The organism is Roseateles sp., from assembly GCF_039595595.1.
Lineage (GTDB): Bacteria > Pseudomonadota > Gammaproteobacteria > Burkholderiales > Burkholderiaceae_C > Roseateles.
This window is the reverse complement of sequence record NZ_JBCNLG010000015.1, coordinates 48,502-65,842: the sequence shown is the minus strand read 5'-3', so window position 1 is coordinate 65,842 and position 17,341 is coordinate 48,502. Positions and strand designations below refer to the sequence as shown.

16 protein-coding genes are annotated in these 17,341 nt (G+C 69.0%); 13 read left to right on the top strand and 3 right to left on the bottom strand.

Annotated features, from left to right (window positions below; genetic code table 11):
* Positions 1-8: 8 nt before the first annotated feature.
* A complete protein-coding gene (locus ABDW61_RS17545; protein WP_343640469.1) occupies positions 9-1,238 on the bottom strand; it encodes an acyl-CoA dehydrogenase family protein in 1,230 nt (409 codons plus the stop codon).
* Positions 1,239-1,357: 119 nt separating this feature from the next.
* Positions 1,358-1,573: a hypothetical protein gene (locus ABDW61_RS17540; RefSeq protein WP_343640467.1), complete on the bottom strand. Its 216-nt coding sequence runs from the start codon at positions 1,571-1,573 to the stop codon at positions 1,358-1,360.
* A 160-nt stretch (positions 1,574-1,733) separates the two neighbouring features.
* Here ABDW61_RS17540 and ABDW61_RS17535 point away from each other — a divergent pair, with 160 nt between their 5' ends.
* From ABDW61_RS17535 to ABDW61_RS17505, 7 genes are all read left to right on the top strand, one after another.
* The gene (locus tag ABDW61_RS17535; RefSeq protein WP_343640466.1) at positions 1,734-2,423 is read left to right on the top strand and encodes a response regulator transcription factor; all 690 of its coding nucleotides are present in this window, start codon (positions 1,734-1,736) and stop codon (positions 2,421-2,423) included.
* Between the two features lie 63 nt (positions 2,424-2,486).
* The gene (locus ABDW61_RS17530; RefSeq protein WP_343640465.1) at positions 2,487-3,980 is read left to right on the top strand and encodes a sensor histidine kinase; all 1,494 of its coding nucleotides are present in this window, start codon (positions 2,487-2,489) and stop codon (positions 3,978-3,980) included.
* A gap of 307 nt (positions 3,981-4,287) precedes the next feature.
* Positions 4,288-5,475 carry a carbohydrate porin gene (locus ABDW61_RS17525; protein ID WP_343640464.1) on the top strand — a complete coding sequence of 396 codons (1,188 nt, stop codon included), beginning with the start codon at positions 4,288-4,290 and terminating at the stop codon, positions 5,473-5,475.
* 149 nt (positions 5,476-5,624) lie between these two features.
* Positions 5,625-6,830 carry an ABC transporter substrate-binding protein gene (locus ABDW61_RS17520; protein WP_343640553.1) on the top strand — a complete coding sequence of 402 codons (1,206 nt, stop codon included), beginning with the start codon at positions 5,625-5,627 and terminating at the stop codon, positions 6,828-6,830.
* A gap of 140 nt (positions 6,831-6,970) precedes the next feature.
* The gene (locus ABDW61_RS17515; protein WP_343640462.1) at positions 6,971-7,849 is read left to right on the top strand and encodes a sugar ABC transporter permease; all 879 of its coding nucleotides are present in this window, start codon (positions 6,971-6,973) and stop codon (positions 7,847-7,849) included.
* Positions 7,850-7,865: 16 nt separating this feature from the next.
* Positions 7,866-8,750, top strand: a complete 885-nt coding sequence (locus ABDW61_RS17510) for a carbohydrate ABC transporter permease (RefSeq protein ID WP_343640461.1) — start codon at positions 7,866-7,868, stop codon at positions 8,748-8,750.
* A 13-nt stretch (positions 8,751-8,763) separates the two neighbouring features.
* On the top strand, positions 8,764-9,819 hold the full coding sequence (locus ABDW61_RS17505; RefSeq protein ID WP_343640460.1) for an ABC transporter ATP-binding protein: 1,056 nt from the start codon (positions 8,764-8,766) through the stop codon (positions 9,817-9,819).
* Here ABDW61_RS17505 and ABDW61_RS17500 read toward each other — a convergent pair.
* A complete protein-coding gene (locus ABDW61_RS17500) occupies positions 9,734-10,588 on the bottom strand; it encodes a hypothetical protein (protein WP_343640459.1) in 855 nt (284 codons plus the stop codon). The two genes, ABDW61_RS17505 and ABDW61_RS17500, sit on opposite strands and share 86 nt — an antisense overlap.
* A 190-nt stretch (positions 10,589-10,778) precedes the next feature.
* Here ABDW61_RS17500 and ABDW61_RS17495 point away from each other — a divergent pair, with 190 nt between their 5' ends.
* The 6 genes from ABDW61_RS17495 to ABDW61_RS17470 all read left to right on the top strand — a co-directional run bounded on the left by ABDW61_RS17495 (position 10,779) and on the right by ABDW61_RS17470 (position 17,159).
* Positions 10,779-12,869, top strand: coding sequence for an ATP-dependent helicase (locus ABDW61_RS17495; RefSeq protein WP_343640458.1), 2,091 nt, complete (start codon positions 10,779-10,781; stop codon positions 12,867-12,869).
* Between the two features lie 110 nt (positions 12,870-12,979).
* Positions 12,980-13,474 carry a hypothetical protein gene (locus tag ABDW61_RS17490; RefSeq protein ID WP_343640456.1) on the top strand — a complete coding sequence of 165 codons (495 nt, stop codon included), beginning with the start codon at positions 12,980-12,982 and terminating at the stop codon, positions 13,472-13,474.
* Between the two features lie 2 nt (positions 13,475-13,476).
* Positions 13,477-13,950: a hypothetical protein gene (locus ABDW61_RS17485; RefSeq protein WP_343640454.1), complete on the top strand. Its 474-nt coding sequence runs from the start codon at positions 13,477-13,479 to the stop codon at positions 13,948-13,950.
* A 141-nt stretch (positions 13,951-14,091) separates the two neighbouring features.
* Positions 14,092-15,129, top strand: coding sequence for a serine hydrolase (locus ABDW61_RS17480; RefSeq protein WP_343640453.1), 1,038 nt, complete (start codon positions 14,092-14,094; stop codon positions 15,127-15,129).
* 81 nt (positions 15,130-15,210) lie between these two features.
* Positions 15,211-16,410, top strand: coding sequence for an FAD-dependent oxidoreductase (locus ABDW61_RS17475; RefSeq protein ID WP_343640452.1), 1,200 nt, complete (start codon positions 15,211-15,213; stop codon positions 16,408-16,410).
* 155 nt (positions 16,411-16,565) lie between these two features.
* The gene (locus tag ABDW61_RS17470) at positions 16,566-17,159 is read left to right on the top strand and encodes a hypothetical protein (protein WP_343640451.1); all 594 of its coding nucleotides are present in this window, start codon (positions 16,566-16,568) and stop codon (positions 17,157-17,159) included.
* Positions 17,160-17,341 lie beyond the last annotated feature (182 nt).

Here is a 17,341-nt window from a genome sequence, read left to right as displayed (position 1 = left end):
CTCCGCGATCAGGAGTAGGCCGTCGGATCGGGGATCCGGCCTTCGAGCGCATGGCGGCCCAGGTCGCGCAGCTTGTAGTCGACCGGGTCATGCAGCGTGTGCACCCGCGCGTTGCGCCAGAAGCGGTCGAGCCCGAAGGCCGCCGCCGTGCTGCGCGCGCCGGTCAGCTCAAACAGCTGGCTGCTGACCTCGACGCCGGCGCGATGCGCCAGCACCTTGGCCTCGGCGACCGCGATGGCGACCTCGCCGCGCTCGCGCGCCGTCAGGGCGTCGCCGCGATCGAGCGCCGCGCGCAGCCGCCCGATGGCCTCGCCGGCCACTGCCTGCGCCGCCCTCACCTTCAGCCACAGGTCGCCGTAGCGGTGCTGCAGCAGCGGATCGTCGACCGCACGGTCCACGCCCGACGCGAACCAGGGACGGCCGCGCGTGGCCGTGTAGCGGCGCGCCTCGTCGAACGCGCCTTCTGCGATGCCCAGGTACAGCTGGGTCATGATCAGTTGAGCGATCTGCGAGCGCAGCGTCGCGCGCGGCGTGGGTCCGTGGCCAGGCTGCTGCAGCAGCTCGTCGTCGTCCAGCCGCACGGCCTCGAAGCGCACCGTGCCGCTGTCGGTCTGCCGCTGGCCGAAGGCATCCCAATCCTGCTCGACCTGCACGCCCTCGCGCCGCGTCGGCACGATGCCGATCAGGAATCCGCCGTCGTCGGTGGCCGCCGACACGGTCAGCCGGTCCGAGCCCAGCGCGCCGGAGCAGAAGCTCTTGACGCCCTCCAGGCGCCAGCCGGTGCCCTCGCGCACCGCCGTCAGCCGCGTGTCGGCCGGGTTCAGCGCATTGCCCCAGAACAGGCGCTGCTCGGCGGTCTCGCGCAGATGGCGCGCGCCATGGGCCGTCGCGGCGGGTCCGCCATACAGGCTCACGCCATAGAGCTGAAGGTGATGGAAGGCCAGCACGTGAGCGAGCGCGCTGTCGACGCGCGCGAGCCGGCGCACGACCTCGTAGAACTCTGGGAGGCCGCCGCCCAGACCACCGTGGGCCTCGGGAATGGTCAGCGCGAGCAGACCGCTGGCGCGGATCAGTTCGCGCTGCTCCGCGGCGTGGCCGCCCTGCCGGTCGCGCTGCACCGCCGTGGCGGCCAGTTGATCGGCGAGCTGGTCAAGGCCCGGCCCCAGGACCTGCGCGAGCGAGGGCGATGCGGGGACAGCGGGCGCGTCATCGGGACGCTGCAGCGTGGAGGCGGTCATCGGCGGTGGCAATCAGGCGCGGAAAGCGCGATGCCGCCGAGTGTTCCCGCCGCCCGGCGTGAACCGAAGCGAGATATTCGACTGTGCTTATGCGGGCCGCGAGGTCCTGGGGTCTTTCATCAGCCCTGCGAGGGCCAGGTCGACGCGTTCTTGGCCGCCTGCGCATTGCTCTGGATGCCGACCTCCTGCGCCAGGCCTTGCAGCAGCCGGGCGCATTGCTCGATGTGCCGCCTGTCGGGATGCCAGGGCCCCGCCGCGTCCCCTGCGCTCTGCAGGTTCGCGTTCTTCGTGTAGACGACGCGCCACAGCGTCTGCTTCAGGTCGGCGGCATTCATGGTTGGGCCGGAGTATTCCGAAGCGCCCCGCTCCCGCGCGAGAGGTGTTCTTCGCCAGCGCCTGTCGGGCATTGCCCTACATCCGCGGGCCCCGTGCAGGACTGCCGACCCGGGCTTGCCCCAGGGAGGTGCCCCGCGGCGCCCTGTTAATCTTCCTTTCATGAACCTGTTGCTCGCCGAAGACGATGCGATCCTGGCCGACGCCCTGTGCGAACAGATGCGCGCCAGCGGCTTCACCGTGGAGCACGCGCCCAACGGCGCGGTCGCGCAATACCTGCTGGCCAAGCAGCAGTTCGACGTGGTGGTGCTCGACCTGGGGCTGCCGATGGTCGGCGGCATCGAGGTGCTCAAGCAGCTGCGCCAGACCGACGCCTCGCTGCCGGTGCTGATCCTCACCGCGCTGGACAGCCTGGAGGACCGCGTCGCCGGCCTGAACGCCGGGGCCGACGACTACCTGACCAAGCCCTTCGACTTCCCCGAGCTCGAGGCCCGGCTGCGCGCGCTGCTGCGCCGCAGCCGCGCCTCCAAGGCCAGCACCGAGCTGGGTCAGCTCAGCATGCAGCGCGAAACCCGCAGCGCCCAGGTGCGCGGCGAGATGCTGGAGCTCAGTCCGCGCGAGTTCGACCTGCTCGACCTGCTGCTCACGCACCAGGGCCGCGTCATCACGAAGGAGCAGATCAACCAGGCCTGGTCGGGCGACCGCGCCGGCAACGCCGTCAGCGACAGCGGCGCGGCAACCAATGCCGTCGAGGTCTACATCCATCGCCTGCGCCGCAAGCTCGAGGGCGCGCAGGTGGCCATCCGCACCGTGCGCGGCCTGGGCTATCTGCTGGAGCTGGAACGCGCCTGACGGCGCGCGCCCCGCCCCTGGCCCACGCCCCGCTCCGTCCGCCCCGTCCGCCCCGATCGACCCATGGCCCCCTCGCGCTTCTCGCTCAAGCGCCAGCTGCTGCTGTGGCTGCTGCTGCCGCAGATCGTGCTGTGGCTGGCCGGCGCCGTCTTCAGCTACCGGCTCGCCGGCCGCTATGCCAACGAGGCCGTCGACGCCGCGCTGCTGCAGGCCACGCGCTCGCTCGCGCGCCAAGTCAAGCCGATGGGCAACGGCCTGCTGATCGACTTCCCGCGCGCCGCGCAGGACGTGCTCGAGGCCGATCCCAGCGACAAGCTGCTCTACACCGTCAGCTCGCCGCCCGGGCAGTTCATCCTCGGCAACCGCAACCTGCCCAGTCCGCCCGCCATGCCGGCGAGCCCTCCGCTGGGCCAGGCGCAGTTCTATGACGGCGAGCTCGACGCCGATGACGGCCGCCCCGCCGCGCCGGTGCGCGTGGCCGCGCTCTATCTGCAGTTCGGCGAGAACCCCAAGGCCCAGCAGACCATGCTGGTGCAGGTGGCGCGCTCCAGCGCCAACCGCGAGCTGCTGGCGCGCCGGCTGCTGATCGACACCATGCTGCCGCTGTCGGTGCTGATCGTGCTGATGAGCATGATCGTGTGGGCGGGCGTGGGCGCGGGCCTGGCACCGATCATGCGGCTGCGCCGCCTGGTCGAGGGCCGCAAGCCCAACGACCTGCGTCCGATCGAGCTCGACGCGGCGCCGCAGGAACTGCGCTCGCTGGCGCAGGCGATCAACGATCTGCTCGAGGCGGTGCGGCACAACGTGCAGGGCCAGCGCCGCTTCATCAGCGACGCGGCGCACCAGCTGCGCACGCCGCTGGCCGGCCTGAAGAGCCAGAGCGAACTCGCGCTGGCCGAGGCGCCGCCCGGCCCGCTGACGATGCGGCTGGCCCGCGTGCACGAGAGCGCCACGCGCAGCGCGCACCTGGTGAATCAGTTGCTGGCGCTGGCGCGCACCGAGCCGGAGTCCGTGACCCGGCAGACGCCGGTCCGCGTGGACCTGGGCCGGCTCGCCCGCGAGGTCACCGCGGAGCTGGTGCCGCGCGCGCTGCAGCAGAACGTGGACCTCGGCTACGACGGACCCGACGGCGACCCGGACTGCCTGTCCGCCTCGCAGCTCGAGGAACGTGCGCGCGAGGCCGGCATGCCGCTCGACGACGCGCCCGAGCGTCCCGTCGAGATCGTCGGCATCCCGCTGCTGCTGCGCGAGGCGCTGGTCAACCTGGTCGACAACGCGCTGCGCTACGCCGGCCGCGGCGCGCGCATCACGGTGCAGGTGCACCGCGCGCGCGGCCGCGCCGAACTGGTCGTCACCGACAACGGCCCCGGCATTCCGGAGGCGATCCGCGAACAGGCCTTCGAGCGCTTCTTCCGCGGCACCCATGAGGGCAACGGCTGCGGGCTGGGGTTGGCGATCGTCAAGGAGATCGTCGAGCGCCATGGCGGCCACATCGCGCTCTCCGGCGCCCAGCCGCGCGGCCTGCGGGCCTCCATCAGCCTGCCGCTGGCGGGCTGAGCGGCGCTCCGCCGTCTCTGCCTGTTTCTTCCGGCCTGCTTCTTCTTGCCTGGATCTGCCCCGGTCCGCCTGGGCCGGCTTCCCACCGCCTCATTCGCAGATCGCCCACACGCCCCAAGGCGGCGCGGCGCGCGTGCGTTTCGCCCGGACGACATCCCTTTCAGGGGCGACATCGCTAGTGGTAAGCACCAATATAGTTTCATTAATGGAAAATTAAAGTTCAGCCCGCATGCAAGAAAAATGAACGTCTGATTAACGGCTGCACGCCCGGAGCGCCACTGATCGGACACCACACCGGAGACTGAACATGACTCGCACCCCGCGCCTGCGCGCAACGCTTTCCACGGCTGCCGGCCTGCTGCTGGCCGCCGGCTCCGCCCACGCCGTCGACTTCACCGGCTATTTCCGCGCCGGCCCCGGCGGCACCACCGACGGCGGCGTCAGCCGCGCCTGCTACGCCCTGCAAGGCGGCACCAGCGGCATGAAGTACCGCCTCGGCAACGAGTGCGACATCTACGGCGAATTCCAGCTCGCCCAGGGCTTCAAGAAGGACGGCATCGACTACAAGGTCGTGCTGATGACGGACTACTGGAACCCCCACTCGGACGCAGACGACGCCAAGCACATGCGCCTGGCGCAGATGTACGCCGAGGCCAAGGGCTTCGACTTCGCTCCCGAGGCCACCGTCTGGGCCGGCAAGGAGCGCGGCCGCCGCGGCGACGTGCACATCGTCGACACCTACTTCACCGAGATGGCCGGCATCGGCGCCGGCATCAAGGGCCTGGCCCTGGGCCCGGGCAAGCTCGGCGTGGCGTACTACACCAACGACAAGGACAACAACCAGCGTCCCGGCCATCGCGGCAACGTCGAATACGTCGACCTGCCCACCAACCCGGGCGGCACGCTGAACTTCTTCGGCACCGTCACCAAGTCGCAGTTCAGCGGCGGCACCAACGGCTGGGGCCTGACCGCCAAGCATGTGCAGGAGAAGCTCTTCGGCAGCTCCCTGAACAACGTGCTGTGGGTGCAGTACGCCCAGGGTTCGGCCGGACTGAACTCCAACTTCGGCAATCAGACCGATACCTCGGCCGCCAAGAAGTTCCGCATCGTCGAATCGGTCAACTTCCAGCAAGGCGCCTGGGGCGGCATGGGCATGCTGCTGTGGGCGAACGAGAAGGACAACGCCGGCAAGGCCACGGTGTCCACCTCCATCGGCGGTCGCGTGTCTTACGGGGTCACCCGCAACTTCAAGCTGCTCACCGAGGCCGGCGTGTCGCAATACAAGCCCGATGGCGGCCAGCGCGCGCGCCTGACCAAGGTGACCTTCGCCCCGACGCTGTCGACCGGTCCGGGCCTGATGGACCGACCCGAGTTCCGTCTCTACGTCACCCACGCCAAGTGGAACAAGGCCGCCGGCAACGTGACCGGCGAGCCCGGCTACGACGGCCAGACCTCCGGCACCAGTTTCGGCGCCCAGGTCGAGGTCTGGTTCTGACGCTGCGCCGCGCGAGTCCGATGGGCGGCCTCCCGCCCCGGCTCGTCCGACATCCCATGACAACATTCGCTCCAACCCCCCGACGACACGGAGACAACGGCATGCACCAATTCAAGCAACTTTCCCGGGCCGCCGCGCTGTGCGCGCTGATGGCCGCCGGCGCGGCGCAGGCCGGCGAGGTCGAGGTCCTGCACTGGTGGACCAGCGGCGGCGAGGCCAAGGCCGCCACCGCGCTCAAGGCGACGCTGCAGAAGCAGGGCCACACCTGGAAGGACTTCGCGGTCGCCGGCGGCGGCGGCGACTCGGCGATGACGGTGCTGAAGTCGCGCGTGGTCTCGGGCAACGCGCCCGCGGCGGCGCAGATCAAGGGCCCTTCGCTGCAGGAATGGGCGGCCGAGGGCGTGCTGACCAACGTCGACAGCGTCGCCAAGGCCGGCAAGTGGGATGAGGTGATCCCGCCGGTGGTGGCCAGCATCATGAAGTACCAGGGCCACTACATCGCCGCGCCGGTCAATGTGCACCGCGTGAACTGGCTGTGGGTCAATCCCGAAGCGCTCAAGAAGGCGGGCGCCAAGCTGCCCACCACCTGGGACGAGTTCTTCACCACCGCCGAGGCGCTGAAGAAGGCGGGCATCGTGCCGGTCGCGCACGGCGGCCAGAACTGGCAGGACTTCACCACCTTCGAATCGGTGGCGCTGGGCGTGGGCGGCGTGGACTTCTACAAGAAGGCGCTGGTGCAGCTCGACCCCGCGACGCTGTCCGGTCCGCAGATGGAGAAGGTGCTCACCACCTTCAAGCGCATCAAGGACTACACCGACAAGAACGCGCCCGGCCGTGACTGGAACCTGGCCACCGCGATGGTGATCAAGGGCGAGGCCGGCATGCAGCTGATGGGCGACTGGGCCAAGGGCGAATGGGTCGCCGCCGGCAAGACGCCGGGCAAGGACGTGCTGTGCGTCGCCGCGCCCGGCACGCAAAAGTCCTTCACCTTCAACATCGACTCGTTCGCGCTGTTCAAGCTGAAGAACGCCGCCAACGAGAAGGCGCAGCAGGACCTGGCCACGGCGATCATGTCGCCGGAGTTCCAGGAGCTGTTCAACCTGAACAAGGGCTCGATCCCGGTGCGCACCGGCATGAAGATGGACAAGTTCGACGACTGCGCCAAGCAGTCCGCCACGGACTTCGCCGCCGATGCCAAGTCCGGCACGCTGGTACCCTCGATCGCGCACGGCATGGCTGTCCCGGCCGCGGCCGAAGGCGCGATGAAGGACGTCGTGAGCCAGTTCTGGAACAGTGACAAGATGAGCGCCAAGGACGCGCAGGCCCGCCTGGTGGCCGCCGCCAAGACGAAGTAAGGCCCCCTGCCCTCTCCCGCGCGCGGGAGAGGGCGTTCACGGGCCCGCGCCCGTATCTCGCCGCGTTCGGCCAGGTTTGGCCGCGTTTCGCCACGTTCCTTCCCACGCGCCACGCCGGCGCCCTTGCAGGCCCGCTCCGCATGTCCGCCTCCCGAGCCCCGCGCAGTCCCTGGCTTCCGAAGCTGGTGGTCGCGCCGACCTTCCTCGTCTCCTTCCTCTTCATCTATGGCCTGATGGCCTGGAACGGCTACCTGTCGCTGTCCGCGTCGCGGCTGCTGCCGAACTACGAGTTCGTCGGCCTGGCGCAGTACCGCGCGCTGTTCGACAACGAACGCTGGTGGCTGGCCCTGACCAACCTGGGCCTCTTCGGCGCGCTGTTCATCGGCGGCGCGATGGCGCTGGGCCTGCTGCTGGCGATCCTGCTGGATCAGAAGATCCGCGGCGAAGGCGTGCTGCGCACCGTCTACCTGTACCCGATGGCGCTGTCCTTCATCGTCACGGGCACCGCGTGGAAGTGGATCCTCAACCCGGGCCTGGGCATCGAGCACCTGATGCAGCAATGGGGCTTCGAGCACTTCAGCTTCGGCTGGCTGGTCGATCCCGACATGGCGATCTACTGCATCGTCATCGCCGGCGTGTGGCAGTCGTCGGGCTTCGTGATGGCGCTGTTCCTGGCGGGGCTGCGCGGCATCGACGATTCGATCATCAAGGCCGCGCAGGTCGACGGCGCGTCGCTGCCGCGGATCTACTGGCGCATCATCATCCCGACGCTGCGGCCGGTGTTCTTCTCGACGCTGATGGTGGTGGCGCACATCGCGATCAAGAGCTTCGACCTGGTGATGGCGCTGACGGCCGGCGGCCCCGGCTACGCCACCGACCTGCCGGCGACCTTCATGTACACGATGGCGTTCTCGCGCGGCCAGATCGGCCTGGGCGCGGCCAGCGCCACGATGATGCTGGCCACCATCGCGGCCATCGTCGTCCCCTATCTCTATTCCGAGCTCCGCTCGAAGCAGTAAGCCGGAGCGACGCGACATGAGTGCCTCTGTTTCCTCTCCCGTCCGCGGCCGCGGCCTGACCGCGCAGCGCCTGCTGCTGTGGGCAGTGCTGCTGGTGTTCGCGGCCTTCTTCCTGGCGCCGCTGTACGTGATGCTGAGCACCTCGCTCAAGAGCATGGACGAGGTGCGCAATGGCACGCTGCTGTCGCTGCCGCTGAGCCCGTCGCTGGAGGCCTGGTCCAAGGCCTGGACCAGCGCCTGCACCGGCACCGACTGCGGCGGCCTGAAGCCCTTCTTCATGAACTCGGTGCTGATGGTGGTGCCGGCGGTGCTGATCTCGACGGCGCTGGGCGCGATCAATGGCTACGTGCTCACCAAGTGGCGCTTCCGCGGCAGCGAGCTGCTGTTCGGGCTGCTGCTGTTCGGCGTGTTCATGCCGATGCAGGTGGTGCTGCTGCCGATGAGCCAGGTGCTGGGCGCCTTGGGCATCGCGAGCTCGGTGTGGGGCCTGATCCTGGTCCACATCCTGGCCGGCATGCCCTCGACCACGCTGTTCTTCCGCAACTACTACGCCGGCCTGCCCGACGAGCTCATCAAGGCGGCGACGCTGGACGGAGCCTCGTTCTGGCAGATCTTCTGGCGCATCGTGGTGCCGCTGTCCACGCCCATCCTCGTGGTGACGCTGATCTGGCAGTTCACCTCGATCTGGAACGACTTCCTGTACGGGGTCGTGTTCTCCGGTGCCGACAGCAAGCCGATCACGGTCGGGCTGAACAACCTGGCCAACACGTCCAGCTCGGTCAAGGAATACAACGTGGACATGGCCGCGGCGTTGATCGCCGCGCTGCCGACGCTCGTGGTCTACGTGGTCGCGGGCAAGTACTTCGTGCGCGGGCTGACCGCCGGCGCCGTCAAGGGTTAAGAGGAGTCAACGCATGGGCGCGCTCACCATTTCTCAGGTCCGCAAGAGCTACGGCGCGGCGGACATCCTCAAGGGCATCGACCTGTCGATCGAGGCCGGCGAATTCCTGATCCTCGTGGGCCCGTCGGGCTGCGGGAAGTCGACGCTGCTGGCGATGATCGCCGGGCTGGAGCACCCGACCTCGGGCGCGATCCACATCGGCGACCGCGACGTCACCTACCTGCCGAGCAAGGACCGCGACATCGCGATGGTGTTCCAGAGCTATGCGCTCTACCCCAACATGAACGTCGCGCAGAACATCGCGTTCGGGCTGGAGATGCGCAAGGTGCCCAAGGCCAAGCGCGACGAGACCGTGCAGCGCGTGGCCAAGATGCTGCAGATCGGCCATCTGCTGGACCGCAAGCCGGGCCAGCTGTCGGGCGGCCAGCGGCAGCGCGTGGCGATGGGGCGGGCGCTGGCGCGCGATCCGAAGCTGTTCCTGTTCGACGAGCCGCTGTCCAACCTGGACGCGAAGCTGCGCATCGAGATGCGCGCCGAGATCAAGCTGCTGCATCAGCGCACGCGCACCACGACGGTCTACGTGACGCACGACCAGGTCGAGGCGATGACGCTGGGCGACCGGATCGCGGTGATGCGCGACGGGCTGGTGCAGCAGTTCGGCACGCCGGAGGAGATCTACACGCGCCCCGCGAACCGCTTCGTGGCCGAGTTCATCGGCTCGCCGACGATGAACTTCGTCAGCGCCGCGCGCAGCGCGGACGGCCTGGCGGCGCAGGGCGTGGCGCTGCCGGTGAACGCGGCGCAGCAGGCCCTGCTCAAGGGCGACGGCGTGCTCTACGGACTGCGTCCGGAGCACATCCGGCTGAGCGACAGCGGCGTGCAGGGGCGGCTCAAGATGATCGAGCCGACCGGTCCGGAGACCTATCTGCTGGTGGACACGGCGATGGGCCCGATCACCTCGCGGGTTGCGGGCAATCCGCACCTCAAGGTCGGGGACGCGGTGAACCTGCAGTGGGCGGCGGAAGCGGCTCATCTGTTCGACGCGAAGGACGAGCGCCGTCTGGCGTGAGGGGCCGCAGGCGCAGCCACAGGGTCTGCGCCGCCAGCACGGCGGCCAGGATCAGCGCGATCCAGGCCGAGCCGGCGGCCCCTGGCATCGGGGAGGCGCGCTGCTTGACGTAGACGCCAGCCAGTCCCCAGATCGCGGCGGCGGCATAGCCCAGCGCGGCCGCTCCGGTGCCGGGCGCATGCAGCCGCGCATTGGCCACCAGCAGCAGCAAGGCGGCGAGCGCCCACAGCACCAGCGTCCAGGGCAGTTGATCGACGGTGGGCAGCAGTTGCTGCGCGACGGCGGTCTGCGCGGTGTCGAGGAAGGCGGCCAATGAGAGCCAGCCGGTGTGCAGCGCGAGCGGCAGCACGGCGAGCCAGGATTGCGCGCCACGCGGCACGGCGCGGGCGACGAGCATCAGCGCCCACAGCAGGCAGATCAGCGATAGCCAGATGATGGCCAGCGCGAGCCAGAACCACTGGCGGGAGAACACGATCATCCAGCTCGCCGTCAGCGCGAATCCGGCGACGACGAGCCAGTGGCAGCGATGGGAATCGCGATGGCCCTCGCGATCGGGGACTGGACGTTGACCGCGCAGCAGCCAGACGGCGAAGACCAGGTCGAGCAGGAAGATCACGCCCCAGATGGAGAGCGCGTAGCCGTCCGCGACCAGCAGGGTCGGATAGCGGTCCGAGATCGTGCCGTTGTCGGGGCCGAAGACGCCGCGCTGAGAGGCCCAGGCCACGAGGGGCATGGACAGGGCGGCGAGGATGACGAGGACTTGAAGCATGGCAGTGGCAGGGAGTTTGCTCCCGCTTGGCAATACGCGTACCCCTTCAACAGATATCCCCATCGCGGGCCGCCGCTGGCGCAAGAAGCGCGCCGCCGGCAGGGGGCGAGGGAGTTCGTACAGGCGCACTGAGCGCTTCGCAGCGATCAGCGTCATTCACTGTTTTTGCATACAGCTATGATGCCGCCCCATGTCCTCCGCCCTTGCCGACGCCCCGCCCCGCGCGGCCGACGTTTTCGCCGACCTGAACCCCGAGCAGCGCTCGGCGGTCGAGCACGGGCTCGATGAACACGGCATCCGCGCGCACGGCCCGCTGCTGGTGATCGCCGGCGCCGGCTCCGGCAAGACCAAGACGCTGGCCGCACGCGTCGCGCGCCTGATCCAGTCCGGCGCCGACCCGCAGCGCCTGCTGTTATTGACCTTCTCGCGCCGCGCCGCCGGCGAGATGGAGCGCCGCGCCGGCCGCATGCTGCATCGCGCGCTTGGCCTGAGCGGCACGCAGGCGTCGCCGCGCTTCCCCTGGGCGGGCACTTTCCACAGCATCGGCGCCCGCCTGCTGCGCGAATACGCCCCCCGCATCGGCCTGGCGCCCAACTTCACCATCCTCGACCGTGCCGACGCCGAGGACCTGATGGGCCTGCAGCGCCAGGCCCAGGGCCTGGCCGAAACCACCGAGCGCTTCCCGCTGAAGGCCACCTGCCTGACGATCTATTCGCGGGCCGTCAACAGCGAAGCCCGGCTCGACCAGGTGCTGCAGGAGCACTTCCCGTGGTGCTTTCCGGTCCACGACGAGCTCAAGCGCCTCTTCAAGGCCTACGTCGAGGAGAAGCAGCACCAGCAGTTGCTCGACTACGACGACCTGCTGCTCTACTGGGCCGAGCTGATGAGCGACGACACGCTGGCGGCCGAGCTCGGCGCGCGCTTCCAGCACGTGCTGGTCGACGAGTACCAGGACACCAACCGGCTGCAGGCGACCATCCTCAGACGCTTGAAGCCGCGCGGCGACCGGCTGACGGTGGTCGGCGACGACGCGCAGGCGATCTACTCGTTCCGCGCGGCCGAGGTGCGCAACATCCTGGAGTTTCCGGCGCAGTTCGAGCCGCCCGCGCGCGTGGTCGCGCTCGAGCGCAACTACCGCTCGACGCAGACCATCCTCGACGCTTCCAACGCGGTGATCGCGATGGCGCGCGAGCGCCACGACAAGCGGCTGTGGACCGACAAGGCCTCGAGCGAACGGCCGCAGCTGGTCACCGTCGACGACGAAGCGCGCCAGGCGCAGTGGGTCGCGGACAAGGTGCTCGAACGCCGCGAGCAGGGCCTGACGCTGAAAAGGCAGGCGGTGCTCTTCCGAACCTCGAGCCACAGTGCGCCGCTGGAGCTGGAGCTGACTCGCCGCAACATTCCGTTCGTGAAGTTCGGCGGCCTGAAATTCCTCGAGAGCACCCATGTGAAGGACGTGCTCAGCGTGCTGCGATGGGCCGAGAACCCGCGCGGGCGGCTGGCCGGCTTCCGCGTCGCCCAATTGCTGCCGGGATTCGGCCCGGCCAGCGCGCGCCGCCTGCTCGATGCGATGTCGCCCGCGGTGGACCCCGCGCAGGCCCTGCGCGACTTCGAGCCGCCGCGCGCGGCGGCCGCGCCGTGGGCGGGCCTGCGCGCGCTGATGCTGCGCCTGCTCGCGGGCTCGCAATGGCCGCTGGACCTGGAGGAGATCGTCGAGTGGTACGCCCCGCACCTGGAGCGCCTGCACGACGACGCGCCGGTGCGGCTCGCCGACCTGGAGCAGGTGGCGCGGATCGCGCAGGGCTACGGCTCGCGCGAGCGCTTTCTGACCGAGCTGACGCTGGACCCGCCGGAAGCCAGCAGCGACGAGTCCGGCGTGCCGCTCAAGGACGAGGACTACCTGATCCTGTCGACCATCCATTCGGCCAAAGGGCAGGAGTGGAACGCGGTCTACCTGCTGAACTGCGTGGATGGCTGCATGCCGTCGGACCTGAGCACGGGCGCGCAGGCGCAGATCGAGGAGGAGCGGCGGCTGCTGTACGTGGCGATGACGCGGGCCAAGGACCACCTGGCGGTGATGGTGCCGCAGCGCTTCTACGTGACGCAGCAGACGCGGCATGGCGACCGCCATCTCTATGCCAGCGTGTCGCGTTTCCTGCCCGGCAAGGTGGTGCGCCACTTCGACAAGGTCGGCCCCGCCAACCAGACCCAGGCGGCGCTGCCGGAGCTGCTGAAGCCGGCGATGGACGTCGCGGCGAAGCTGCGCAAGGCCTGGGACTGAGATCCCCCTTCGGGGCGACGCAATCCCTCATCGGTGCTCCCCCGCCGGGTTCGTCGCTCGGTTGCAACTCGGTGCACGGCGGCCAGCTCGAGCGCTCCTAGCATGGGCGCATGCAGTGCCCGCTCATCGCCATGGCCGCCGCGACTCTCGCAGTGGTTTGCCCTCCCAGCCTGATCCCGCAGTGGATCCAGGACATCAACACGGCCGCCGGACTGATCAGCTTCGCGATCACGATCGGCGTGTGGTGGCAGGTGCGGAACGTCCGCCTATCGTTTCGATCGCGCGCACAGTTGCCGTCCATCACGGAGAAATTGACGCTCTCCCTGGCCGCTCTGGACCGAATGCTGGAAGAGCCAGCGGTGCCATGGCCGCCCTTGCGCCAAGAGCTGCTCTCTGCATCTGCAAGGCTCGAAACGGCGCTGCCATTCGCAACGCCAGAGTCGCGCGAGATCGCGAAGGTGGCGATTCGAGACATCCGAGAGACGGTAGGACGCGTCGACCTCGATTCGTCCCGGGTCGCCGTCGGTGCCGACGACGCGCGCAACGCGCTCAATCGCGCCTTGATTCATTTGTCCCAGGCTTCCGCCGATCTGCAATGGGGGTGAACATGTCCGTCAACATCGAAGCGCAACTGCTCGCATCTTCCCTTCACACGAAGACACTGCTTCGACAACTCGAGTGGCGGATCTCGCCGCCCGTTCCGGGCGACGCGAATCGCCCGCCCACTGCGTTGCGATACGAAGCGACCCACATGGGCTTTCGCTTCGCCCTCCATCAATGTCAACAGCTGTGTCCGTTCCAGGGAATGACTCCCGACCCATGGGTCACCCGCACCGTGCTCTCCATCCTGGACGACCAGGGGCGCGAGATCTGGCGGGAGACCGACTCCAGGATGAACGTGAGCGGCCTCTATCGTTTGGTGCAGCGGCGTCTGACCTGCGTCGGAGACGTCTTCGCCACCCTCGTTCCGCCACCCCACGATGAATCGCGCCATCGGACGGCGAGTCGTCGTGAAGATGAACGCGGGTTCGTCGCCAAACTCCGCCGCTACAGGGACTCCTTCGTCGCACGCTTCACCTGAAGGCTTCGCTTGCGTAACGCACGTTACGGCAACCCCCGATGGACGCCGATCCGGAAGAATTTAAACTTCGCGCCAGTCAACACATGACCCCTGGGGCAGCGCGCCGCTGCCCTTTCTCCGCCGCCAGCCCGCCCGACCGCCGTGACGATCCGCGACACCGTTTTCCGCACCCTCGCCCACACGAACTGGCGCCTCGCCCTGCCGGCGCTGCTGCTGACCTGCGGCAGCCTGATCGTGCAGGCCGCCAGCAGCGACCCCGAGGTCGTCGTCCCCACCACCTCCCCCACCACGGCCGCGATCAGCCCCTCGGGCGTCGTGACGCCGGACCCGCACGCCGCGTCTGCCTCCGCGCCGGCGCCCTCGGCCTCCGCGGTCGCGCAGGCGCCGCAACCCGATGTGATCCCGCCCCTGCAGTCCCCCGCCCCATCCGAGGCGCCGCTGATGAAGCTCCCGGTCAACGCCCGCCACATGCTGGTGATCGACGACAGCGGCCGGGTGCTGATGGCCAAGGACGCCGACACCGTCGTGCCCATCGCCTCGCTGACCAAGCTGATGACGGCGATGGTGGTGCTCGACGCGAAGCAGGACATGGACGAGGAGATCCGCATCGATGACGCCGACGTGGACCGGCTCAAGCACAGCCGCTCGCGCGTGAAGGTGGGCGCCACGATGACTCGCGAGGCGGCGCTGGAGCTGGCGCTGATCTCGTCCGAGAACCGCGCCGCGTCGGCGCTGGCGCGCCACTTCCCGGGCGGCCTGCCGGCCTATGAGGCGGCGGTGGCCGCCAAGATCCGCGCGCTGGGTCTGAGCCACACCGCGCTGGCCGACCCGACCGGGCTGTCCCCGGCCAACACGTCCACGGCCACCGAGGTCGCCCGCATCGCCGCGGCGGCGGCCCGCTACCCGGTCATCGCCAGAATCAGCAGCGACAAGTCCAGCGAGGTCGAGGTCAACGGCCGGCCGCGGGAGCTGCGCAACACCAACCACCTGGTCGGCGCCAAGGGCTGGGACATCCGCCTGTCCAAGACCGGCTACACCGAGGAGGCGGGCCGCTGCCTGGCGATGCGGATGAAGAGCGGCGGGCAGACCATCACGGTCGTGCTGCTGGACGCCGATGGCTCGGCCCAGCGCCTGCGCGACGCCGCGGCCATCCGCAAGTCGCTCGCCAAGCTGAGCTGACGTCCATCTGATCGCGGGCGCAGCCAGCCGGCCAAGCGTCCCATCCCTCCGGCCTCGAGCCGGTGACACGAGGAGTTCCCCATGAACCGCCGTCACTGGCTCGGCGCCGCGAGCGCCTGGGCCGCCGCATGGCCGCTCGCCGGCCATGCCCAATCGCCCGATTCGGCGGCGCCGCGCGCCGAGTCGGTCGCTCCGGGCTCACTCCCCTTCGCCGAGCCGCCGCGCCCGGCTCGCATGCGGGTCTCGGCGGACCGGATCGTCGACATCACCGTCTGCACCCGCCCCTTCCGCGCTGAAGGGCCTCGCATCGAGGCGCAGCGGCTGCATGGGAAGACGGTCATCCATCACTATGGCCATGGCGGCGCCGGCTGGTCGCTGTCGTGGGGATCGGCGACGCTGGGCGCGCTGCCCTTGATCCGCGAGACCGGCGCCAGACGGATCGCGATCATCGGCAGCGGCGCCGTCGGCCTGACGACCGCGCGCGTGGCCCAGCGCGCCGGGCTGAAGGTCCGCATCTATTGCCGCGAGCGTCCGCCCGAAGTCGCCTCGACCTTCGCGACCGGCATGTGGTCGCCCGACTCCCGCATCGTCACCGAGGCGCATGCGACGCCGGCCTTCAACGCGATGTGGGAGCGGATGGCGCGCCACAGCTTCCGGGCCTGGCAGGACCTGCTGGGCCTGGCCGGCTCGCCGGTCGAGTGGCGGGACGGCTATGTGCTGTCGGACACGCCCTTCGACCAGCCGCTGCCCAATGCCAACGCGCACGGCGGCTCGACCGAGCCGGACTATCCCGACCTGCTCGAGCTCATCCCCGACCTGCATCCGCACTCGATGGCGCTGACGCCGGCGCAGCACCCGTTCCCGGTGCCGCACGCCCGGCGCTTCACGCAGATGACCTTCAACATCCGTCCGTACCAGCGTCTGCTGCTGGAGGACTTCTTCCGCGAAGGCGGCGAGATCGTGACCCGCGATTTCACCCACGCGCGCGAACTGGCCGGACTGCCCGAGCGCACGATCGTCAACTGCACCGGCTATGGCGCGCGGGCGCTGTTCGGTGACGACTCGCTGATCCCGGTCCGCGGCCAGATCGCGCGCCTGGTGCCACAGCCGGAGGTGGACTACATGGTGGCCTGGCGCGGCCACAACCTGATGGTCGTGCCGCGTCGCGACGGCCTGCTCGTGCAGGCCCAGGGCGAGCATGACTTCAACAACCCCGATCGCAGCATCGATCGCGCCATGAGCGAGGACGCCGTGAAGCGGCTGGCGGCGTTGTTCGTGTGAGTCGCAATGGTGGTCGCCACGCCCAGTGGACCCGCAACACGGGAACCGTTGAGCGAGATCAAACCTCAGTCGGATTCGGGGTTCTCGCCACTCTCCGCAAAGCCCGGAACTCCTAGCATTCACGGCTCCTTCATCGCATGTCCAGGAGTCCACGCATGCACGCACACCCGACCCCGCCCACGCTCGTCACGCCGCTTCACAACACGCCGCCGGATCTCAATCTGGTGATGTATCGGCTCGATCAGAACGTTGCCGAGACCCACAAGCTTCGGGAAGAGATGCGAGAAGGCTTCGCCTTGATTCGCGCCGACATCCACGCGATGAGGAAAGACCAGGAGGTCTTCCGCAAGGAACTGAGCGACCAACGCCTCGAGTTCGCGAAGGCGCTTCACAGTCATCGCGACGAGTTCAAGGCGGAGCTCAATCACCATCGCCATGAGTTCAAGGCCGAACTCGATCACCACCGCCATGAGTTCAAGACCGAACTGCAAGCGCTGCGCCAGGAATCGCTGGCCGCCATGGAAGCCCATCGCGAGAAGTCGCGCAAGGATTTCGAGGCCATGCTCGACCGGACCAAGAGCGACATGAAGGAGTTCTTCGCCACCGTCATCGCCACCGTGGACGACCGGATCAAGTTGAGTGGCCAGGATTCCGACATTCGACTGCTCAAGTGGTGCGTGCGGTCGGCCGCCGGGTCGTCTGCGGCGGCAGGCGGTCTCACCTATCTCCTGTCCAAGTTCATGGCATGACTGCCAGTTGGAGGAAGGCGCCGCTCGCGCCTCCCTCCGTCACCACCAGTAGGCCTCGTCCTACCCGCCGCATGAGCCGGCGGAGCTACTGTCGAGCCATCTCGGCAGACCGCGTCCGTCTCTCATGGTTCCACCCTCCTCTTCCGCGACGGACCTGCCGCCGTCCGGCGCTTCCAGCCCGT